Genomic DNA, 18,723 nt, shown 5'->3' with positions numbered 1-18,723 from the left:
GAGCGTCGACGGCGAGGACGGGCGCAGGCATGGGGCGAGAGAAACCTTTAATAGGAAGTTATCCTAAGTTTGTCGGATGGCAGCTAGTGTCACGTCAAATTGTGTGGTGGTGCGTTAATCGAGGTTTGGTTGGACCACACTATGAACGTCGCTCCGACGTTTTTTGACAACCGGCAGAGGTAGTTGATGGCAGGTAGCAATATCTATATCAAGATTGACGGCATCACCGGAGAGTCCACCGTATTCGGCCATGAGGGCGAGATCGAGGTCGTGAGTTGAGATTGGGAGTTGATTCGCAGTTCGCGCGACCAGTCGCCCCACAAGAGAACGTCTGTCGGGCACGTCTCGTTTGTCCATGAGGTGAGTCTAGCGTCCTCTGGACTCTTGAACTATTTGGTCCTGAACAAGGTGGCAACCAAAGCTGTGCTGAGGGCCAACAAGCCGACTGCACAGCCGCAAGCGGCAGGTGTTATCGGCAAGCTTCTTCCGCCTCAGCCCTTTCTTAGCCTGACGCTACAGAATGTCATGGTCATGAGTATCAAGCCATACGGCTGCATGGCTGGACATTACGAACAGGTAGATCTTTCGTTCACCAAGTTCAAGCACGAGTATGCGGCTGGCGTCGCTGGCTTGCCCGGTCCTAACGCAACTGTTGGATACGATTTGACGCGATGAACAAAGATCGTGGCATCAGGCGTTACGTCATCGTCGTCGGAGCGGCGCTCTTGCTCGTGCAGCAACCTGCTCGTCCTCCCACTATTCATTTTCTCAGCACTTCGCAGGTCGTTCCTGGCGAAGTCGTAAGACTGAATTCAGATGGCCAACACCCGCAGGTCGAGTTCACTACGTTGGATGGACAGCGCATTTCGATTGCGGCGCGTAGTCCATCGCCAATAAGTGTGGGTGACAAGGTGGAGATGCGCTACGACACGAAGCAACCGCACATCGCAAAGATCAATACTCTTTGGGATGTGTGGGGTGCCCATTTGTTTCAAGCATGGCCGTTCATGGGGTTGCTGGTCGCCGATAGGCGCAGTCTTTGCGACAGATGGGGACTAGCCAAAGCAGATGATTAACTCGAATTCGCGTCCTATTAACTGGTATGCAGTCTTTCTCGGAACAGTCATGTTCTGCGTCCAGCTCAGCTTCCTGCCCAACACCATGGAGTTCGTCCGCGATTCGAAAGTAGCCCTCGCCGAGGTCGTCAAACTGAATGCGGGAAGCAAGCATCCGCAAGTTAGGTTCACGACCTCGGACGGGCAGAGCGTCTCCGTTTCGACGAGTAGCTGGTTTCGTTCCGTCGATGTGGGTGACAAGGTAGAGATGCGCTACGACCCAAAAGAACCGGGTAAGGCAACTATGAACACGCTATTCGGTGTTTGGTTTTTGCACTTGTTTTGCGGCATTCCCGCAATTGTTCTGATACTGAGCGGGTTGCTCGGCTTTCCTCGGCAGGGATGGGGGTTCAACGAAGACAATGATTGAAAGCAAGTGGACTTTTGAGACATCGGCAGGCGGTAGCGCCGGTGTCGGACCCGTCACGTTTTCAGACGGCATGTTCGTTTTGAATGACCCGTCTAAGCATCCATTCAAATACGATTACCACGTCGGTGGTTTCCCCCTGGGCCCCGGACTGCGGCTGCCGTCGCGTTTTCAGCTCCCCGAGCTTGGGCTCCCTCGATTCATTTCGAAAGACGGCACTCTGGCAGGAACGGGCGCGACCAGTGATTTCGACGGTGGCGGAAAGATATTTCGGTTCACAGAGAAGGAGCTTGAACCGTCTGATTTTGTTGGGCTTACGTTGAGTCTAGATTTCAGTGGCGGCGTGCTGGTCGCCGGGGGCATCACATCATATCTAGCAGGTCTGCATCAACTCATGGTTACGGCGTGGCTGTTCAATCCCGGACTGTTTGCTAACGCTCTGTTCCGTTCTGCCAAGGCGTTGGTAGTAATGGTGGGCGTAAGTGAAGGACTGGTAGACGGTATCAACGCAACACCGATGATGGGTTCGATTTCCCAGCAAGGGCCGTACATCGAGTAGCCATGATATGCAGATGAATCTTCCGCGCATGGAGCAGTTCGTCGTCGTTGTCGCTTCTTTTTGGTCTAACAAGAAGAAGCGGTGCAATCGCGGTAGCTGCTGTGCGATGCATTAACCAGAAACCAACGAGGCGGCATGAATATCGGCCCGTCAAAACGATCTACAAGAAGATTGTTTGACGTCCACGGACGTTGCGGGCCTAGTAATTTCGATGAGTCAGCGCGCATGCCCCAATTCACTCGAAGCCTCGTTGCACCATAAACCCACTACGCAAGCCTCGCCGCGATCCCCAAATAGTGCGAAAGAGGCGGTGTGACGCGGCTTGCGTCCTTCGCAGCGTCGTCCCACCGTCGCAGGGTCATGGCGTCTCGCGCGTAAGGCAACGCTACGAAAGCGCGCGCTTCGTCCGCATCGAACACGCCGCCCTGCAATTGCAGGCTGCGTATGGAATCCGCCGAGAGCCGCGCGTGATACTCGGGATCCATCGCGCACAGACAGCGTTTCGCATCCACATGAAGGCGAATCGGTTCGAGCACTGCGTCGGAAAACACGGGCCGCAGAAACGGCAGCGCGTAGTACTGGTGGAGATCGTCGATACCGCGCTCGGTCGGCGTCTCGCCCTGCACGTTCAGCAGATGCCCGAGATCATGCAGCAGCGCTGCAACGATTAACTCACGACTCGCGCCCGCTTCTTCCGCGAGCCAGGCCGTCTGCAGCGCGTGCTGCAACTGGGTGACGGGTTCGCCGCTGTAGGCCATCGAACTGTGGACATCGAAGAGATGCCGGATATCGTCGAGAGAAAGCGCCATCGTGAGTCAGTCGCCTCGGCGTATGCTAGATGGAACGAAGCCCGGCATTATCAACGCGCAATATGACGCGCTCATGGCGCAGCGAGTCACATCATGCCGTTTCTTTTTCATCGACGCCCGGAACTCGCAGGTCTGGACCGTCGCGCACGAAGCGACGTGCGACGCCTGGCGTGGCACTTCGCGCAGCGTCACTGGACGCTTCATGCGCCAGCCTTTGCGTGGGTCGTGTTCGTCGCGCTGCATACGCGATTCGGCCTCGTGCCCGACTCGCGCGACTACGTGTTAGCGACGCTCGCGCTGTTCGCGGCGGCGGTCGTCGTGATCCGGCTGCATATCGCGCATCATCTGCGTGCGGCGCGCGCCATCTACGACGCCTTGGGTGCGGCAAGCCTCGACTCCATCATCCGCACGCGCCGATAACCGAGTCACGCAAAGTCCCCATTTTTCGCGTGTTACGATGCCTCGCGTCCCTTCTCAACGATCGCACATGGCAACGTTATACGAAACGCTAGGCGTCGATGAACACGCCACCGAAGACGAGATCAAGCGCGCTTATCGCAAGGCCGCGATGCGCTGCCACCCGGATCGCAACGCCGGCCAGGAAGAGGCGGCGCGGGTTCGCTTTCAGGAGGTGAAGGAAGCGTACGCGATCCTGTCCGACTCCGCGCAACGCGAGGTGTACGACCGAACCTTTGCGGAAGAAATCGAACGCTGGGAAGCGCGCATGCGCGAAGAGGAAGCGGAGCGTGAGGCGCTTTACGCAAAGCGCGTAGCGCTTGCCATGCGCTTTGCATCGCAGGGTCATAACCGCGATGTCGTGTTCGGCGTATTGCTTGGGCAGGACTGCGATGAACCCACTGCGCGTCATATTGCGGAAAGCGTCGTCGCGTTGCACGAGTCACGTCAGGAACCCGCGACGAGCGAAGCGAAAGAAGAGCAGTCCGCCGAGCCTACGCCTGAGAAACCGAAAGCCGACGAGCCGCATGCAGCGAACCCGCTCGGGGCGATGTGGTTTCAGTTCTTCAACAATCTGCGCTTCTAGGCCGCGAGTCGTTCGGTGCGCATGTTCTCTTTGCGCGGCGCGGCGGGATAGACGCACCATTGCCCGTCGTCGTGACGGAAAAAGAACAGCGCCTTCGACGCTGCGCCTTGCATCGTTTCCACGCACACGAAACGCCGATGATCGGCTCGCGTGCGGCTGAACTGCTTGACATGGACCGGCACGCTTGCCGGCGCAAGCCATTTCTCGACGAGATAACGAAGCGATCGTTCGTTCGCGCATTTCATCTGAAGTCTCCTGCATGCGGCGTTCATGGCTGTATATCGGCCGAAAGCATTCGACGCTTGAGCGGTCCCACCAAAGACGCCTGCCGCAACGCACCACACTCATGACAAAGCACTTTAACTCTACGCCTGAATGGGGCGTGCACGCGCAGTTTGGCGTAATAGCAACAGGAAAGCGCAGTGCCGGTCGACAGCGCTTTTATTAAAGCGGGCGCGCGAAGCTGAGTTCGTGGCCGTCGGGATCGGTCAGATGAAAGTAGCGCTCGTTCCACGGCGCGTCGCGCGGTGAGAACTGGGGCTCGATACCGAGCGCCTTCACTTTGCGGTAGAAGGCATCGACATCCGATACGTAGAAGATGATGCGGCCCCACCACGAGATGGGGCCATGCGTTTCGCTTGTGATGTTGAGGTAAGAGTCGCCGAGCCCGAACGATGTGAACGCCTCGTTCGCACCGCCGTGCACGATGCGAAAACCCAGCGCCTGATAAAAGCCTACGGCGCGCGCCATGTCGTGCGTGGCAAACGTGACCGCGCTGAGACTGACGATACGAGCATCGTCGATGGGTGTCGCCATGTAGCTCAGGAATGGTGGTGATGCGAGACGATAGACAGCACGGACAGGTCCAAATGCGTGCCATCCACGATGCTCTTGCCGATGTGCCGCGCATCGTCTAAAGCCTCTGCGGCGGTCTTGTATGCGTCGTCGCCATCGGAGTGAAAGTGAACGGCTTCTCCGGGCACGTCCGCATTCGCGCCATGCAGGCACACATGTCCGATGAAGGCATACCGTTGCGCCGGTTCGGCCCCGGGCTTTAGCTGCGGAAGCACGTGGATATCGAAGCCTTCGTATTCGAAGACATGCCATTGAGTAGAGAGGTCGACGGCCATGATCGTCTCCTGTTTCGCCATGCCGGCAATCTGACCTTACTCCTCTTGTCGTGACGAATCCATTGGCGAATGCATCGATGACAAGGCAAGCACCGGCGCGGCCGCTGGGCATCGCACGACATCGGCTTCGAAAGTTAAAAGGACCGCCGACTCGTCCTTCGAAGGTAGCGATATTCATTAATCGAGCACATCGACTGCGCGCGCAATTCTGCAAAGCCTATGCCAATGCGACGCTCAAGCTCGCGTCGGCACGCGGGCTATGGCCCACGACGCTCTTAGGCCGTGCTTAACCGACGCCAAGCGCACCGGAAAGTTGGACAGAAGCCGACGGACCGGCGCATGCTGTCGGCTCCTGCGTCACCACGCAACGATCGAGACCATGACCATGACATCCTTCGTCCGTATGCTGGCGTTAATCGTTCTATGTAGTCTGCCATTGAGCGGACAGGCGCAAGCGCTGCGAGCGCAACAGTCCATCGCGCTGCTGGATTGCACATTGATCGACGACAACGCCGCCTATAACGATGCGGACACCAATCGCATACAGGCGGAGCGCCTCGCGATGGTCAGCAACGCACTGCGCGAGCAACTGCGAGAGAAAACGCCCTTACATGTGACGGACAACGCACAGGCGAGCGATCTCATTGCAGCGCTTCAACGCGCGCAGGACATGAGTGCCTGCAATGGCTGCGAGCTTCGCGTGGCGCGCGAACTCGGTGTATCGCGCGTCGGCGTGTGCTGGGTGCAGAAGATCAGCAACCTCATCCTCAATATCAATCTGCGCGTGGAGGACGTCGATAGCGGCGCGACGCTCTTTCAGCGTTCGGTCGATATGCGCGGCAACACGGACCAGTCGTGGCAGCGCGGCGCAAAGGCGCTGGTCGATCTGCTGACGAGCGAGGCCTCTGTCATGCGTTAGGCATGCGGTCGCATGCGCCCTCCCTATTTCGGGAATTTCTCCCGCCATGCAGCGTTGCCTGCGCGCGGGATCCTGCGCTAAGTTGGCTGTGGGGCCGGCGTTTAATACGCCCTTAAAACGATACGAAAAACGTTCAGCCGGAGACGATCATGCATGTGAGCTTCAACGCGACGCGCCTTCCACTCGCGTCGCTACTAGCGTCCGCGCTGCTCCTTTGCGCAAGTCACGCACACGCGGCCGCGCCGCTGGCCTATGTGACGAGCGAGAGCAGCGGCGTCGGCGTGATCGATCTCGACGGCCTGTCGCTTGCCAGGACCATCGACGTGGGCAAGGACGGTCCGCGTGGCCTGAGCCTCAATAGCGACGGCACGCGCCTTTACGTCGCGAACAAGTCGACGGGCGATCTCTCCGAGATCGACACCGCATCCGGCAACGTGCTGCGCCGCGCGAAGATCGGCAAGAATCCGGAGTTCGTGCGCGTGCACGGCGGCGCGGCTTATGTCACGTATGAGCCGGGCGAATCGGGCGCGCCGGGCAAACCCGGAGAGCAGCAGAAAGATGACGACGACGCGCATTCGCCGCCCGCGGAAATCGCCATTGTCGACTTGAAGACGATGAAGGTCAGGCGTTCGGTCAAGAGCGGCCATGAGACGGAAGGCGTCGAGTTCTCGCGCGACGGCAAGCTCATACTCGTGACGAACGAGGGCGACGATACGGTATCGGTCTATCGCGCCGGCACCGGCCAGCCCGTGCGCACGGTCAGTCTGCCCAAGGGATCACGCCCGCGCGGCATCAAGGCATCGCCTGACGGAAAGGCTTATGTCGTCACGCTGGAGAACGCGAACAAGTTCATGGTGCTCGCGGGTAACGACCTCAAGCCGGCAAAGACCGTCGATACGAAAGCCGGACCCTATGGCGTGTCGTTCGATCCATCGGGCAAGCGTCTTTTCGTGGCCGCATCTCGCGACAAGACGCTGCAAGTCTTCGATGCTTCCACATACGCGCATCTGAGCGACGCGCCGATCGGGCAGCGTTGCTGGCACTTCAGCTTCACGCCGGACGGCTCGAAGGTGCTGCTCGCATGCGGCCGTTCGAACGCGGTCTATGTGCTCGACGCTTCGAGCTACACGACCGTCAAGCAGATAAACGAGGTACCGCTTGCATGGGGCATCGTGACGTATCCGCCGAGCGCGGGCTCCATCACCGGACGTTGAGTCCGGGCGCACGGCCGTTTCGGTTTGTGCCGCGCATCATTGCGCATTACACGTCGCGCCTCGCGGCGGGCGGCTGCTAGTATCAGTCAAGCTCGCCGGCGAGGACAATCATGCATACATTAGCCGAGGCGTTTGACACCATCAGCGATACACCCACGCGCAAGCGCGTGCTCATCGCGTCTCAGGGCGGCACGGGCAATTGCCGCTGGCTGCCTGCTTCCATAGGCAAGCACGGCGAATTGCGCTTCGACGTGTGCGAAGAAGAAGGCGTCGAGATCGACGACGAAGCCGCCGACGCAGTGCGCCTCTTCGATGCCGGCTCGCTCTCTTCCTGCGCACTGGTCGTGCATCTCGGCGCGCTCGGCATGGGCGCGCTGGTCATGGGACCGGAATCGCCGAGCGACGCGATGCGCATGCTCGAACAATTGAAAGCGCATGCGCTCGGCCGCTTCGTGGAGAACTACTTGGCGGAACTGCGGCAGCGGCGACCGGCCAAGGTCTATCCTTTCAAGCCGCGCTGATTCGGGAGATTCTCCCGTTCATCGAAAGAAGCGCTCAAACGTGCGATGCCTACTGCGCCGCTTCCCGCAGGCGTGCGTAGAATGTTTCGCGTGATGCCATCCGAGTCCTTCTCCTCGCGTGAGAAAGCGCCTTCCACTCACACGCCGCGCTCAACGGTCGCGCGCGATCTGGCCTGCGTGCTCGCCGTGACCCTCGTCGCGGGCGCCCTGTTCGCGACGTTCGACTTCAGCGAGTTCACGTATCGCTGGACACGCAGCGCGGAGCGCTTCCAGCTCGACGAAATGCCCGCGACGCTTGTCGTGCTGGCGCTCGGCCTGGCGTGGTTCGCGTGGCGCCGCTATCGGGAAGCGCAACGCGAAGCGCGGCGGCGTCGGACGTTGGAAGAGGAAGCCGAGCAACTGCTCGCGCAGAATCGCCGCCTCGCCAATCAGGCCACGTCCGCGCAGGAGAACGAGCGTCGTCATCTTGCGCGCGAATTGCATGATGAACTCGGTCAATACCTGAACGCCATGTCGCTCGATGCAGCGCGCATACGCGACCTTTCCGCGGGACGTGAAGCGGAGATTCATCGGCTCTCGCTCGCGTTGATGCAGAGCGCGACGCATGTGTATCGCGAAATCGGCGGAATGATACGCAAGCTAAGGCCCATCGGGCTCGACGAGTTCGGCTTGCCGACCGCGCTCGAACATTGCATCGAAGGCTGGCGCGAACGCTTGCCGCAGGCGGTGTTTTCGCTGACGGTGGAAGGCGACTTCGATCACTTGAGCGATGCGCTCAATATCACCTTGTATCGGCTGGTGCAGGAAGGGCTCACGAATATCTCGAAGTTCGCGCGCGATTCGCGTGTCGAGATCTATCTCGTGCGCACGCCGCAAGATGCGAACTCAGGCGCGGATGAAATCGTCGTCACGATGGCCGATGACGGTCCCGGCATCGACCTCACGATTCCTCGCAAGGGCCTGGGACTGGTCGGCATGCGCGAGCGTGTCGAGGCGCTCGGCGGCGAGTTCCATCTCGCAAGCAGCCCGGGCGAAGGTTTCCTCTTCTGCGCCCGCGTGCCCGCTCATGCGGGGCTGCCGTTGCCGAGCGAGCCGAACGGCGCATCGGCTGCGCCAGTGAAATCGGAGAAATGAAGGCCGAGGCGGCTCGCGATCTGCGCAAGCTGCACGCCGTTGTCCGCGCCGAACTTCTGGCGGATGACCGACTGGTGATTCGCCACGGTCTTCTGGCTCAGACCCAGTTTCTCCGCGATGCTCGGCAACGTATAACCCTGCACCAGCAAACGCAAGACTTCGAATTCGCGGGCCGATAACTGCCGTCCCGGCGGGCCTTCACGAATCGTTTCGCGCAATGCGAGCGCCTGCGATATGTCGGCACTCAGATAGCCGATGCGGCGCGCCACCGAGCGCACGGCTTCAACGAGCACGTCCGGCGCGCTGGCTTTCGTCACATAGCCGCGCGCGCCGGCATCGAGTGCGCGGCGTACAAAGATCGCTTCTTCGTGCACGCTGAAAATGAGCACGCGCGCCTGCGGCTCGCGCGCGAGCATGCGCCGCATCGCCTCTATGCCGCTTGCGCCCGGCAATGCAAGGTCCATCACGACGACGTCCGGCTGCAACGCGCAGAACTTTTGGTAAGCCTGCGCCGCGTCCGCTGCTTCGCCCGCGACGCTCACGTCGGGGCTCAGTTCGAGCAGACGCTTGTAGCCCTCACGCACGACTGCGTGATCGTCCACCAGCAGCACGGAGATGTCGGCGGTCACTTTGTTATTCTCCGTTGTCCGAACTATGTGCGCGCGATTCAGCCGCCATGCGCCGCGAGTTCGCATCGTTGCGAAAGACGATGGGCTGTTCCGCTGGTTCCTGCCTGACCGATGCCGCGCGCACCACTTCGACGACGCGTTCATGATGCGGGGACTTGTCGCATACCGGGTCCGCGTTCGCCGGATCCTGCGTGAGCAGATACGCCTGACAGCGGCAGCCGCCGAGGTCGATGGCTTTTTCGTCGCAACTGCGGCACGGCTCCTTCATCCAGTCGAAGCCGCGGAAGCGGTTGAACGCATCGCTCTCATACCAGATGTCTTTGAGCGGCGTCTGCGTCACGTTGGGGAAGGTGAGGCCCGGCAACGAGCGCGCCGTATGACACGGCAGCGCGGCGCCATCGGGCGCGATGCCGAGAAATACGGAGCCCCATCCGTTCATGCAACGCTTCGGCCGACGCTCGTAGTAATCCGGCACGACGAAGAATATCTTGCACTTGTCGCCTATTTCGCGCCGGTAACGCTCGACCACCGCTTCTGCTTCCTGCAGCTGCTCCGCGGTCGGCATGAGTTGCGCGCGGTTCGCGTGCGCCCAGCCGTAGTACTGCGTGTTCGCGAGTTCGAGATACTCGGCGTCCATCGCGAGCGCCATGTCGATGATGCGGCCGATATGCGGCAGGTTATAGCGGTGCAAGACGCAATTGAGCACCATCGGGAAGCCGTGCGCCTTGATGAGATTGGCGACGCGCTTTTTCAGGTCGAAGGTCTTCGTGCTGGAGAGAAAGTCGTTCAGCTCCTGCGTCGAGTCCTGAAACGAGAGTTGAATATGATCGAGTCCCGCGTCCTTCAGCGCAGTCAGACGCTTGTCCGTGAGACCGATGCCGGACGTGATCAGATTCGTATAGAAGCCGAGTTTGCGTGCTTCTGCGACGAGCGTTTCCAGATCGTCGCGAAGCAGCGGCTCGCCGCCTGAGAAGCCGAGTTGCGCCGCGCCGAGCGCGCGCGCCTGCCGCAATGTGTCGAGCCATTGCTCGGTGTTTAACTCTTGCGTGTGTTCCGCGTAGTTCACAGGGTTGTAGCAGAACACGCAATGCAGCGGACAGCGGTATGTCAGTTCGGCGAGCAGCCAGAGCGGCGGCGGTATGACCGCGCCTTCGTGCTCGGGCTTCGCAATGGGTTCGGAAAGATCGGTCATGCTCGTGCCTCTGGGTGTGCGTCTGGGTGTGCCTCTGCTTGTGCCTCATTACTCCAGCCAGCCGCGCGAACGTGCACCGGCGATGAACGCCCGCACGTCGTCGCCGAGGCCGCTGGCGTTGAACGCCTGTTCGAGATCCGCGACGAGCGCGGGAATGTCGCGCGTGCCGTCACAGCGCAAAAGAATCTGCGCGGCGCTTTGATTGAGCTTCACCATGCCTTCGGGATAAAGCAGGACGTGCGCATCCTGCGCGGGCTCCCATTGCAGGCGAAAGAGACGCTTGAGCTTCGGATGCAGTGAGTCATCCGGTGCTTCGACGGCTTCCTGGACACGCTGCGTCGGGTTCATATCGCTCATGACGGGAAGGCCTTTTCGATGGAATCCAGCATGGTCCAGAGAATATCCAGCTTGAATTGCAGAATATCGAGCGCGCGTTGTTGTTGCTCGCGTGTCGTGAAATGAGCGAGCGTCACTTCGAGACCATGTTCGACATCGCGCTGGGCGAGCGACACACGCGAGCGAAAATAAGCGAGACCATCGGCTTCGATCCACTTGTAATGCTCGGGCCATGTCGCCAAGCGATCCTTGTGAATCTGCGGTGCGAACATTTCCGTCAGCGACGAGCACACCGATTCCTGCCACGGCGCGCGTCGCGCGAAATTCACGTAGGCGTCGACGGCAAAGCGCACGCCGGGCGTGACAAGCCGAAGCGACCACAGATCGTCGCGCGAGAGACCCACTGCGTCGCCCAGGCGCGCCCACGCTTCGATGCCGCCTGGCTGATCTTCATAGCCGTCGTGATCGAGAATGCGCAGCACCCAACGGCGCCGCGTCTCGCGGTCCGGGCAGTTGGACATGACCGCCGCGTCCTTCAGCGGAATGTTGATCTGATAGTAGAAGCGGTTAGCGACCCAGCCGCGAATCTGCTCGGGCGAACATCCACCGCTATTCATCTTCACATTGAACGGATGATGGATGTGGTACGCCGTGCCTTTCGCGCGCAGTTGTTCCTCGAACTGTTCGCGTGTCCACGCAGGCTCCGCGGTCTTCACTGCGGTGAAGTGCGGGCCGGTCGTGGGATTGAGCATCGGCGTGAACGGGTGGTCAGACATTCATCGTTCTCCAGGGATTCGTCATAGCTCGAAGCTCATGCCGTCGTGCGCCACTTCGATGCCATGCTCCGACAGCATGCGGCGTTCGGGACCATCTTCGATGAGAATCGGGTTCGTGTTGTTGATATGGATTAGCACTTTGCGGATTTCCGCGCGCTCGATCGAATCGAGCACCTCGATCATGCCGCCTGCGCCGCTCTGAGCAAGATGACCCATGTCGGCGCCGGTCTTCTTCGTCAGGCCCAGACGAATCATTTCGTCGTCGGTCCATACCGTGCCGTCGATTAGCAACAGGTCGGCCCCGCGCATCGCATCGAGCACGTGCGGTTCGATCGCGCCTAGCCCCGGCGCATAGAACGCCCGCTTGCCCGTTGCGCTGTTCGTGAACACGAGGCCGATGTTGTCGCCCACTTCGGGCGCTTCGCGGTGCGGCGAGTAAGGCGGCGCCTTGCTCGAAAGCGGTAGCGCTTCTATCTGCACGCGCGGCAGTTCCGGCACGCGCAACGCGGCGCCGTCCAGCGCAATGCGCCGATGTTCGACGCCGCAGTAATGCGAGAGGATCGACGTGACCGGAAAGCCCGTCGAGAGGTCTTGCCACACGGCGTCGGTCGCATAGAGCGGCAACGGCGTGCCGCGTTCGCGCAGCATCAGAAGACCGGTGACATGATCGATCTGCGCGTCCATGACGATCACCGCTGCGATGCCCGTATCGCGCACGCGACGCGCGGGCTGCAAATCGGGATTCGCCGCGATCTGCGCGAGTATGTCCGGCGAAGCATTGACGAGCAGCCAGTCTTCGCCGTTATCGCTGATGGCAATGGAGGACTGCGTGCGCGCCCGCGCCGCTATCGTGCCGCGACGCACGCCGTCGCAATTGCGGCAGTTGCAGTTCCATTGCGGGAAGCCGCCGCCTGCCGACGAGCCCAGCACACGAATCTTCATAAGCCAGCCTCGCTGACCTGCATCACGGCGCTCATGGCCACATTCTCCTTAACAGTCCGTCCTTGTCGATCAGTTGATGTTTCATCGCGCCCAGAAAATGCAGCGCGATCAGCGCGGCCATGATCCACGCCAGATAAACGTGCATGCCGAAGAACAGTTCCCGCATGCCCTTGTCGTCCCATCCCCATTGCGGCAACGGCACGCCCCAGAAGCGGGTGCCGTACTTGTTGAACGACGAGCCGAGGTAACCGGTCAGCGGCATCGCGATCATGCCAACGTATAAAAGACCCTGCGTGGTGCTCGCGGCGGCGCGTTGCCACGCTCCCATCGGCGGCAGAGGCGGGCGGCCATAGGCCAGGCGTACCAGGATGCGGATCAGCACCAGCAGGAAAACCGTCATGCCGAGCGACTTGTGGAAGTTGATGAGCGTCGACTTGAAAGGGAGCCCGCGCGGCAGGCCGACCATGTAGAAGCCGATGCACAACATCGCGATAATGGCGGCCGCGATGATCCAGTGCAGCGCGACGAGAGGACGCGCGAAGCGATCGTTCGCCGCGACCGCCTTGCCGTGCGCCGCAGCGGGAATTCGTGCAGCGCTCATGGCGCGCCTCCTTCGTCAAAGGGCATTCGTCCGCCGGATAGAAGTCCATTGTTCTCGTCTGTTCACGAATTGGCGATCAGCAATTCCCCCCGTCCGTCCACGGCGAGATCGCCCGCATAGCGCGTCGGCATCATGCTGTCGGCGAGCGTTGCAAAGAGCGGCATCTCGCGCGCGAGCATGCGGGTCAGCAGCCGCCAGAAGACGTCGAAGCCACGGCCGCCTTCGACGAAGGTCGGTTCGATGCGTCGCGGTGCCTTCAATAGTACGACCGTGCCGCGTCGCATGCCATAACCGAGATGCGCGCCCGTTTCGCCCGCGATGCAAAGCGTCCCCGCTACGAGCCGCGATGCCGCGAAATCGCCCGCATTGCCGCCGATCAGCACGGTGCCGCGCCGCATGCGGTCTGCAAGACGCGCGCCTGCATCGCCGTGGACGATTAAAACGCCGCCGCGCATGCCCTCCATGTCGCCAGGCAGCGCGCCCGCTGCGAAATCGCCGACATGTCCGCGCACCGTCATGCGGCCGCCTTGCATTTCGCATGCGGTAAAGCGGCCCGCATTGCCGTCGATATGCAACTCGCCGCCGCTCATGCCGATGCCCGCGTAGTCACCCGCTTCGCCGTGGACAAACAGCGAACCGGCATCGAGCGACGCCCCGATGCGGTCGAGCCATGCAACATCGCCTTCGATACGGAGCGTTGGCGCTTCACTCTGCGTTCTGCTGATGTCGAACAGATCGGCTATCGCGCACTGTTCGCCGTGCCCTTGCAATATGAATCGCGCGACCTCGCTATCTTCCAAGCCACCGAGTGCGCAAGGAAGTAACTTCGACGCATCGACGCGAAAGCCGGGCGCACTTTTTACACGCAGCGTGATGGCGCTCATGCACGGCTCCCATCGATGCCGGCTGCGAGTTCATGCAGCTTGAAGTGATACGGCCCGAGCTTGCCGCCGTAATTGCCCGCCGATATGCGCAGCATGCCGCCCGCTCGCCCGATGGCAGTTGCGGCCGCGATGCCGGCGGTCATCGCGGCGCGCACATCCGCATCGGTCAGACCGTCGATCACGATTTCGAGCACGCATGCGACCTCGGGCGTGAGCTCGCTCTTCTTTGACAAGCCGACGAGCGTCGGGCAGAAGGCATCGTTCGTGGACGCGGTCGCGCCCGCGTATTTCGAGCCGATCTTGGAGCCGGATCGCACGACGCCGCCGGGAAACGGCGTGATGATGTTCGGCAGCGCGTGCATGGCGGCAACGGCGGCTTCGGCGGCGTGCAATGCGCTGTCGAGGTCACGCGCGAGGAACAGCAGATTGCCGCCGCCCACGGCCTTCACAGTAGCCGTGAATTCCTCGCAGACGAATTCGCCGTCCATCACGGGCACGCGCCAATAGCGCGTCGCGCCGAGCACTTTCGATATCTGAAAGCCGTCGCCGAAGAAGCGCAGTCCCGCGCCGAGCGGTGCGTTGTCGGAGAGCGGCGCGCGGCTCGTTGCCGGATCGATGCCGCCATAAACTGCGGTGGTCGGGCACGTGAGCACGCACTGCCCGACGCGCCGCGCGACCTGCTTCGCCAGTTCTTTCGACGACACAGCGAAGATCAGCACCGAGATGCCCGGCCTGCCATCGGGCGTCTCATCGGCGGCGAGATCGCGTTCGATGCCCGCTTCGCATCCGCAATCGATCACGGATGTCGCAAAGCCCGTCAGCGAATTGGCGGCGTGACGCGCCCATGTCGGCGTATGCGCGGTGATGACGAGGCGCGTCGCCTTCATCGGGAACGCTTCCGCGAAGGTGTCGTCGATCTCCGTGTCGTTGATGCGCATGGCGGTCATGGTTGTGCGTTCCCGCGCGTGGCGAAGCACGCAACCGGCAACAGCCGGCCGCCGTTGCAGCATGCGCAGATTTCGTCGTCGCCGATAGCCGCGTTCTCGAAGCGCGCCGCGAGGTTGGCTTCGGTGAAAGCGCGCACGCGTGCTTCGATGGAACGGTCATAGTCCGGCTGCACATAGTGGATGCCGCCTGTCGGTACGTTCATAAACGTGCCATCGCGTGCGATTAATTCGCCATCCTTAAAGACATAGGCGGGTGACGTGAACATGCGCTCGCGGTCCGCATCCTCGCGATAAACGGCAATGTCCGCTGCCGCGCCGACTCCGAGATGCCCGCGATCCTTGAGCCCGAGCAACCGCGCGGGTCCGGCGCGCGTGATGATGGCGATGTCGTAGAGCGAGAACTCGCGAGTGAGTTCACCGAGCGTGGTCGCGGTCTTCGCATCGGCGTGCAGCTTATCGAGTTGCTCGTCGCGAAAGGACTTGTCCATCAGAAGCCGAATGAGATGCGGGTAACTCGTGAAGGGACCGCCGTTCGGATGATCGGTCGTCATCGCGACGCGCCACGGATCGTCGACGAGCAGGAAGATCTCCAGCCCGATGATCCATTGCAGCGCGTTTACGAAGCTCTGCTCGCGATACCGGAAGGGCAGCACGCCACAGCCACCATCGCATTCGATATCGCCGAGTACCCATTTGCGCGGTCGAGCGAGCGGCGCGTTGCGGAACTGCATCATCGTGTCGCCGGAAGCGGTGACGGTCTGACCGAAGATGATCTGTCCGACATCGATGGTCACATTGGGACGGGCGTTGACAGCTTCCGCAATGGCGCGTGCGCCGGATGAAAACTTGCGCGGCCCTTCCGTGCCGTAGCTGTGGAACTGGATATGCGTGAGATGCACAGGCAGGCCTTCTGCCGCATCCATCGTCGCGATGGTCGAGTCGACGTTGCCGGGCACGCCCAGATTGCTCGCGTGCACATGCAACGGATGCGGCACGCGCAAGTCGGTGAGCGCGCGCGTGAGTGTCTTCAGCACGTCACGCGGCGTGATGCCGTAATGCACGTGTGCTTCGTCGAGATCCAGCGACCGCTGATTGAACTTGAAAGCGGATATGCCGCCGGGGTTCACTACCTTGACGCCGAGCGCCTTGCTTGCGTTGATGGTCCAGCCGACGTAATCGCGCATGCGTTCGTAGTCTTCGCGTGTCGCCAGCATGTGCAGGAACAATTCGTCGTTGCCCATCATCACATAGGCGCCGTGATCGATGATCGGTGTATCGCCCATTTCGAGGTGAGTGTGACGCGCGTTCGAGGCGATCATCGCGGGCTCGAATGCAGCCGTATAGCCCATTTCCGCGTAGCGATATCCGGTGGCGAGCGTGCCCGGCGCGCACGTGCCGCAGGAAGGCAGACGCATATAGCGGCCTTCGTCGGGTCGGTTCGGCAGGGCGCGCGGATCGTCGCGATGATCCTCCGGCAAGAGCAGACGCGAGAGATTGGTCTTGCCGCCGCCGATATGCGAGTGCAGATCGATCCCGCCCGCCATGATCACCATGCCGCTCGCATCGAAGTCACGTTCAGGCGGAATGTCGTGACTGTTCAGGCCATCCACGATACGGCCGTCGCGGATCGTGATGTCGCGCTGTTCGCCGTTGATCCCGTTCGTCGGATCATAGACGGTGCCGCCTCTCAGTCGCGCCGTGCTCACTATGTTCTCCTTGCGCGTATCGATTGCGCGAGTTCACTCGCGATGGCGGCCACGGTGGGCAATGCCGTATCGCGCGCAGGCACGAGCGGCGCGACCACCGATGTATCCATGCGAAACAGGTGTCCGCTGCTATCGACGCCGGGTGTCGCAACGGGAATGAACACGGTGGGCGCGCCGCGTTCAACGAGCGCGGTGGCGGGATGCGCGAGGATGATCGCGGGAACATCGTCGGCGAGCGCATCGGGCATCGGCTCGGGACCGAAGCTCGATACCCATAGCAGCGCGTCGGCTTCGCGCCTATGCAACAGCGTGTGCGTGCGATAGCGATATGGATCGTGATCGAGCGGCATTCCCACGGTGACGCGCGTTCTGAGCGGAAAGCCGGAGAGCCACGTGACTGTCTGATTGACCGACAGCGCGCCTTCGTCCCCGGTCAATGCAAGGACGCCCGCGCGCGTGGTGCGATTGAGCGTCTTCACGATTCGGTGTAGCGCTTCTATCGCGAGCGCTGCGTCCGGCTGTGGCAATGCGGCGGGTTCATAGACGAGCGCGGTGTAGTGGGCCGTGTGGATGCGATCGGTCAACGCCTGCAAATCGCGGGCGGTTTCTGCGTCTGCGAACGCATCCGGCTTGCGGTCTTCGACGAGCGCGGACCAGAGGGCGAGCGTATCGAAGGGATCGAGATCGCGCAGCAGTGTCTCTCCATGCGGGGCGGCCGTATCGACGTCGCATCCGATATAGACGATCTTCTTTTCACGCTGCGCGGTTTGCAGCCGCTCATAGAAGCGCGGATAACGGCGCGAGGGTTCGCACGCGAACACGATGATGAGATCGGCGCGCGAACGCACTTCCGATAGCGTGGTGAAGAGCGCGCCGCGGTCTTGCAGCGCGAGCGTGGCCGCGGCGAGCGAATCGCCGTGCATGTGATCGAGGATGGCGCCGCTGTGGGCCGCGAGTTCGTAGAGCGCGCGCGCGCCGGCGACGTCGGTGGCGAGGCCGCCGAACAGCGGGCGGCGGGCTTTCGTCAGAATGTCTGCGGCTTGCGAGATGGCTGTGGGTATGTCGGTTTCGGTTCCGTCGATTTTGGGTTGTGCGCTTGCTGGTCCGGCGTTGATGCTCGCGAGCGATTTCGCTAGGCGCGGACAGGTCGTGTTGGTTGCGCTCAGGCGCGCGTCGGCCGCGACATCCAGCGCGATGTCGTCGCATAAGAGCGGGCAGAATGGACACGTCCAGAGGGGTTTTGCTGGCGCTGGTTTCGACATGGTGCGCGGGTGTTTGCAAGGTCTATGCCGAGGGTGGTTTTGCTCGCGCTTGTTTTTCTCGTGGAACTTGTTTTCGTGTCGGTCTATTAGTGTTGGCCCTCTCCGGGGCGGGGTAACCGAGAAAGAGTTTTTCTCTCGGGCGTTCTTGTTTGTCGTTGAACTTGTATTCGCGTCGGTCTATTAGCGTTGCCCCTCCCCGGGGCGGGGGTCACTTTCTTTGCTGCTGCAAAGAAAGTAACCAAAGAAAGCAGCTTTTTTGGCTCGCAGCACTGAGAAGATGGTCACTTTCGCAGAGAGTCATTGGCCCTCAGTTTGAATCAACCCTGAATCACCTGCCACGCCCGCTGAGCGCCACGTCCTCCGAGCCCTTTGGCTCGATAACACCGAGCGCTTGCAACGTTATGCGTGCTTGTCAAACGTTGGTCTCAGTGCTGGCAGATCCGCGGCTCAGTGAACTCACGCGGCACAGGGCGCAATTTCAAGCGTGAAGCGCTAAACGGGGTGTGGTGTTAACGAGCCAAGGGGCTCGCATGACGTTGATGTTCAGCGGGCGTGGAAGGTGATTCAAGGCTGTCTCAAACTGATTGCCAATGTCTTTCTGCGGAGTGACCACACTATTCTTTCTGCGGGCCCACAAA

General features: G+C 61.2%; 23 protein-coding genes and 1 pseudogene. 10 read left to right on the top strand and 14 right to left on the bottom strand.

Annotated features, from left to right (window positions below):
- Nucleotides 1–186: 186 nt before the first annotated feature.
- From LDZ24_RS19215 to LDZ24_RS19200, 4 genes and pseudogenes are all read left to right on the top strand, one after another.
- Nucleotides 187–675, top strand: a pseudogene (locus LDZ24_RS19215) (Hcp family type VI secretion system effector).
- The gene (locus LDZ24_RS19210) at nucleotides 672–1,076 is read left to right on the top strand and encodes a DUF3592 domain-containing protein (protein ID WP_248322782.1); all 405 of its coding nucleotides are present in this window, start codon (nucleotides 672–674) and stop codon (nucleotides 1,074–1,076) included. Before LDZ24_RS19215 ends, LDZ24_RS19210 begins: the two are co-directional and overlap by 4 nt.
- Nucleotides 1,069–1,485, top strand: a complete 417-nt coding sequence (locus LDZ24_RS19205; protein WP_256465401.1) for a DUF3592 domain-containing protein — start codon at nucleotides 1,069–1,071, stop codon at nucleotides 1,483–1,485. Before LDZ24_RS19210 ends, LDZ24_RS19205 begins: the two co-directional genes overlap by 8 nt.
- Entirely contained in the window at nucleotides 1,478–2,041 is a 564-nt protein-coding gene (locus LDZ24_RS19200; protein ID WP_248322780.1) for a hypothetical protein, read from the top strand. Before LDZ24_RS19205 ends, LDZ24_RS19200 begins: the two co-directional genes overlap by 8 nt.
- 266 nt (nucleotides 2,042–2,307) lie before the next feature.
- Here the strand turns inward: LDZ24_RS19200 and LDZ24_RS19195 are convergent, their stop codons facing one another.
- Entirely contained in the window at nucleotides 2,308–2,850 is a 543-nt protein-coding gene (locus LDZ24_RS19195; RefSeq protein ID WP_248322779.1) for a phosphonate degradation HD-domain oxygenase, read from the bottom strand.
- A gap of 93 nt (nucleotides 2,851–2,943) precedes the next feature.
- Here LDZ24_RS19195 and LDZ24_RS19190 point away from each other — a divergent pair, with 93 nt between their 5' ends.
- Complete coding sequence (locus LDZ24_RS19190) at nucleotides 2,944–3,270, top strand: hypothetical protein (RefSeq protein ID WP_248322778.1); 327 nt, start codon at nucleotides 2,944–2,946, stop codon at nucleotides 3,268–3,270.
- Between the two features lie 67 nt (nucleotides 3,271–3,337).
- Nucleotides 3,338–3,892, top strand: coding sequence for a J domain-containing protein (locus LDZ24_RS19185; protein WP_248322776.1), 555 nt, complete (start codon nucleotides 3,338–3,340; stop codon nucleotides 3,890–3,892).
- Here the strand turns inward: LDZ24_RS19185 and LDZ24_RS19180 are convergent.
- The 3 genes from LDZ24_RS19180 to LDZ24_RS19170 form a co-directional block, all read right to left on the bottom strand.
- Nucleotides 3,889–4,137 carry a hypothetical protein gene (locus LDZ24_RS19180; protein ID WP_175940735.1) on the bottom strand — a complete coding sequence of 83 codons (249 nt, stop codon included), beginning with the start codon at nucleotides 4,135–4,137 and terminating at the stop codon, nucleotides 3,889–3,891. The two genes, LDZ24_RS19185 and LDZ24_RS19180, sit on opposite strands and share 4 nt — an antisense overlap.
- Before the next feature lie 199 nt (nucleotides 4,138–4,336).
- Entirely contained in the window at nucleotides 4,337–4,708 is a 372-nt protein-coding gene (locus LDZ24_RS19175; protein WP_248322775.1) for a VOC family protein, read from the bottom strand.
- Nucleotides 4,709–4,713: 5 nt separating this feature from the next.
- A complete protein-coding gene (locus tag LDZ24_RS19170; RefSeq protein ID WP_248322774.1) occupies nucleotides 4,714–5,022 on the bottom strand; it encodes a hypothetical protein in 309 nt (102 codons plus the stop codon).
- A 379-nt stretch (nucleotides 5,023–5,401) separates the two neighbouring features.
- Here LDZ24_RS19170 and LDZ24_RS19165 point away from each other — a divergent pair, with 379 nt between their 5' ends.
- The 4 genes from LDZ24_RS19165 to LDZ24_RS19150 all read left to right on the top strand — a co-directional run bounded on the left by LDZ24_RS19165 (nucleotide 5,402) and on the right by LDZ24_RS19150 (nucleotide 8,810).
- Complete coding sequence (locus tag LDZ24_RS19165; RefSeq protein WP_371747439.1) at nucleotides 5,402–5,941, top strand: DUF3280 domain-containing protein; 540 nt, start codon at nucleotides 5,402–5,404, stop codon at nucleotides 5,939–5,941.
- A 149-nt stretch (nucleotides 5,942–6,090) separates the two neighbouring features.
- Nucleotides 6,091–7,155: a beta-propeller fold lactonase family protein gene (locus LDZ24_RS19160; protein ID WP_248322773.1), complete on the top strand. Its 1,065-nt coding sequence runs from the start codon at nucleotides 6,091–6,093 to the stop codon at nucleotides 7,153–7,155.
- Between the two features lie 110 nt (nucleotides 7,156–7,265).
- On the top strand, nucleotides 7,266–7,676 hold the full coding sequence (locus tag LDZ24_RS19155; RefSeq protein ID WP_248322772.1) for a hypothetical protein: 411 nt from the start codon (nucleotides 7,266–7,268) through the stop codon (nucleotides 7,674–7,676).
- Between the two features lie 93 nt (nucleotides 7,677–7,769).
- Entirely contained in the window at nucleotides 7,770–8,810 is a 1,041-nt protein-coding gene (locus LDZ24_RS19150; RefSeq protein ID WP_248322771.1) for an ATP-binding protein, read from the top strand.
- Here the strand turns inward: LDZ24_RS19150 and LDZ24_RS19145 are convergent.
- The 10 genes from LDZ24_RS19145 to LDZ24_RS19100 all read right to left on the bottom strand — a co-directional run bounded on the left by LDZ24_RS19145 (nucleotide 8,741) and on the right by LDZ24_RS19100 (nucleotide 18,085).
- Nucleotides 8,741–9,439, bottom strand: coding sequence for a response regulator transcription factor (locus LDZ24_RS19145; RefSeq protein WP_248322770.1), 699 nt, complete (start codon nucleotides 9,437–9,439; stop codon nucleotides 8,741–8,743). The genes LDZ24_RS19150 and LDZ24_RS19145 overlap by 70 nt on opposite strands.
- A 4-nt stretch (nucleotides 9,440–9,443) precedes the next feature.
- Nucleotides 9,444–10,631: a pyrroloquinoline quinone biosynthesis protein PqqE gene (pqqE, locus tag LDZ24_RS19140; RefSeq protein ID WP_248322769.1), complete on the bottom strand. Its 1,188-nt coding sequence runs from the start codon at nucleotides 10,629–10,631 to the stop codon at nucleotides 9,444–9,446.
- Between the two features lie 48 nt (nucleotides 10,632–10,679).
- Nucleotides 10,680–10,979 carry a pyrroloquinoline quinone biosynthesis peptide chaperone PqqD gene (pqqD, locus tag LDZ24_RS19135; protein WP_241270018.1) on the bottom strand — a complete coding sequence of 100 codons (300 nt, stop codon included), beginning with the start codon at nucleotides 10,977–10,979 and terminating at the stop codon, nucleotides 10,680–10,682.
- 5 nt (nucleotides 10,980–10,984) lie between these two features.
- Nucleotides 10,985–11,719, bottom strand: a complete 735-nt coding sequence (pqqC, locus tag LDZ24_RS19130; protein ID WP_175942307.1) for a pyrroloquinoline-quinone synthase PqqC — start codon at nucleotides 11,717–11,719, stop codon at nucleotides 10,985–10,987.
- A 45-nt stretch (nucleotides 11,720–11,764) separates the two neighbouring features.
- Complete coding sequence (gene pqqB / locus LDZ24_RS19125) at nucleotides 11,765–12,685, bottom strand: pyrroloquinoline quinone biosynthesis protein PqqB (RefSeq protein ID WP_248322768.1); 921 nt, start codon at nucleotides 12,683–12,685, stop codon at nucleotides 11,765–11,767.
- 31 nt (nucleotides 12,686–12,716) lie between these two features.
- Nucleotides 12,717–13,286, bottom strand: a complete 570-nt coding sequence (locus LDZ24_RS19120) for a cytochrome b (RefSeq protein ID WP_248322767.1) — start codon at nucleotides 13,284–13,286, stop codon at nucleotides 12,717–12,719.
- Between the two features lie 62 nt (nucleotides 13,287–13,348).
- Complete coding sequence (locus tag LDZ24_RS19115) at nucleotides 13,349–14,170, bottom strand: formylmethanofuran dehydrogenase subunit C (RefSeq protein WP_248322766.1); 822 nt, start codon at nucleotides 14,168–14,170, stop codon at nucleotides 13,349–13,351.
- Nucleotides 14,167–15,108 carry a formylmethanofuran--tetrahydromethanopterin N-formyltransferase gene (gene fhcD / locus LDZ24_RS19110; protein ID WP_248323352.1) on the bottom strand — a complete coding sequence of 314 codons (942 nt, stop codon included), beginning with the start codon at nucleotides 15,106–15,108 and terminating at the stop codon, nucleotides 14,167–14,169. Before fhcD ends, LDZ24_RS19115 begins: the two co-directional genes overlap by 4 nt.
- 5 nt (nucleotides 15,109–15,113) lie before the next feature.
- The gene (locus tag LDZ24_RS19105) at nucleotides 15,114–16,823 is read right to left on the bottom strand and encodes a formylmethanofuran dehydrogenase subunit A (protein WP_248322765.1); all 1,710 of its coding nucleotides are present in this window, start codon (nucleotides 16,821–16,823) and stop codon (nucleotides 15,114–15,116) included.
- Nucleotides 16,823–18,085, bottom strand: coding sequence for a formylmethanofuran dehydrogenase (locus tag LDZ24_RS19100; protein WP_248322764.1), 1,263 nt, complete (start codon nucleotides 18,083–18,085; stop codon nucleotides 16,823–16,825). Before LDZ24_RS19100 ends, LDZ24_RS19105 begins: the two co-directional genes overlap by 1 nt.
- Nucleotides 18,086–18,723: the final 638 nt, after the last annotated feature.

The organism is Caballeronia sp. Sq4a (assembly GCF_023170545.1).
Lineage (GTDB): Bacteria > Pseudomonadota > Gammaproteobacteria > Burkholderiales > Burkholderiaceae > Caballeronia.
This window is presented reverse-complemented; position numbering and strand designations above follow the sequence as displayed.

Bases quoted from the DNA above. Each gene is read 5' to 3' on its own strand.
- LDZ24_RS19120 (WP_248322767.1), bottom strand. From the start codon at position 13,286: ATGAGCGCTGCACGAATTCCCGCTGCGGCGCACGGCAAGGCGGTCGCG.
- LDZ24_RS19180 (WP_175940735.1), bottom strand. From the start codon at position 4,137: ATGAAATGCGCGAACGAACGATCGCTTCGTTATCTCGTCGAGAAATGG.
- LDZ24_RS19175 (WP_248322775.1), bottom strand. From the start codon at position 4,708: ATGGCGACACCCATCGACGATGCTCGTATCGTCAGTCTCAGCGCGGTC.
- LDZ24_RS19115 (WP_248322766.1), bottom strand. From the start codon at position 14,170: ATGAGCGCCATCACGCTGCGTGTAAAAAGTGCGCCCGGCTTTCGCGTC.
- pqqE (WP_248322769.1), bottom strand. From the start codon at position 10,631: ATGACCGATCTTTCCGAACCCATTGCGAAGCCCGAGCACGAAGGCGCG.
- pqqC (WP_175942307.1), bottom strand. From the start codon at position 11,719: ATGCTCAATCCCACGACCGGCCCGCACTTCACCGCAGTGAAGACCGCG.
- LDZ24_RS19205 (WP_256465401.1), top strand. From the start codon at position 1,069: ATGATTAACTCGAATTCGCGTCCTATTAACTGGTATGCAGTCTTTCTC.
- LDZ24_RS19195 (WP_248322779.1), bottom strand. From the start codon at position 2,850: ATGGCGCTTTCTCTCGACGATATCCGGCATCTCTTCGATGTCCACAGT.
- fhcD (WP_248323352.1), bottom strand. From the start codon at position 15,108: ATGCGCATCAACGACACGGAGATCGACGACACCTTCGCGGAAGCGTTC.
- LDZ24_RS19100 (WP_248322764.1), bottom strand. From the start codon at position 18,085: ATGTCGAAACCAGCGCCAGCAAAACCCCTCTGGACGTGTCCATTCTGC.
- pqqD (WP_241270018.1), bottom strand. From the start codon at position 10,979: ATGAACCCGACGCAGCGTGTCCAGGAAGCCGTCGAAGCACCGGATGAC.
- LDZ24_RS19150 (WP_248322771.1), top strand. From the start codon at position 7,770: ATGCCATCCGAGTCCTTCTCCTCGCGTGAGAAAGCGCCTTCCACTCAC.
- LDZ24_RS19155 (WP_248322772.1), top strand. From the start codon at position 7,266: ATGCATACATTAGCCGAGGCGTTTGACACCATCAGCGATACACCCACG.
- LDZ24_RS19190 (WP_248322778.1), top strand. From the start codon at position 2,944: ATGCCGTTTCTTTTTCATCGACGCCCGGAACTCGCAGGTCTGGACCGT.
- LDZ24_RS19165 (WP_371747439.1), top strand. From the start codon at position 5,402: ATGACCATGACATCCTTCGTCCGTATGCTGGCGTTAATCGTTCTATGT.
- LDZ24_RS19210 (WP_248322782.1), top strand. From the start codon at position 672: ATGAACAAAGATCGTGGCATCAGGCGTTACGTCATCGTCGTCGGAGCG.
- pqqB (WP_248322768.1), bottom strand. From the start codon at position 12,685: ATGAAGATTCGTGTGCTGGGCTCGTCGGCAGGCGGCGGCTTCCCGCAA.
- LDZ24_RS19200 (WP_248322780.1), top strand. From the start codon at position 1,478: ATGATTGAAAGCAAGTGGACTTTTGAGACATCGGCAGGCGGTAGCGCC.
- LDZ24_RS19160 (WP_248322773.1), top strand. From the start codon at position 6,091: ATGCATGTGAGCTTCAACGCGACGCGCCTTCCACTCGCGTCGCTACTA.
- LDZ24_RS19170 (WP_248322774.1), bottom strand. From the start codon at position 5,022: ATGGCCGTCGACCTCTCTACTCAATGGCATGTCTTCGAATACGAAGGC.
- LDZ24_RS19185 (WP_248322776.1), top strand. From the start codon at position 3,338: ATGGCAACGTTATACGAAACGCTAGGCGTCGATGAACACGCCACCGAA.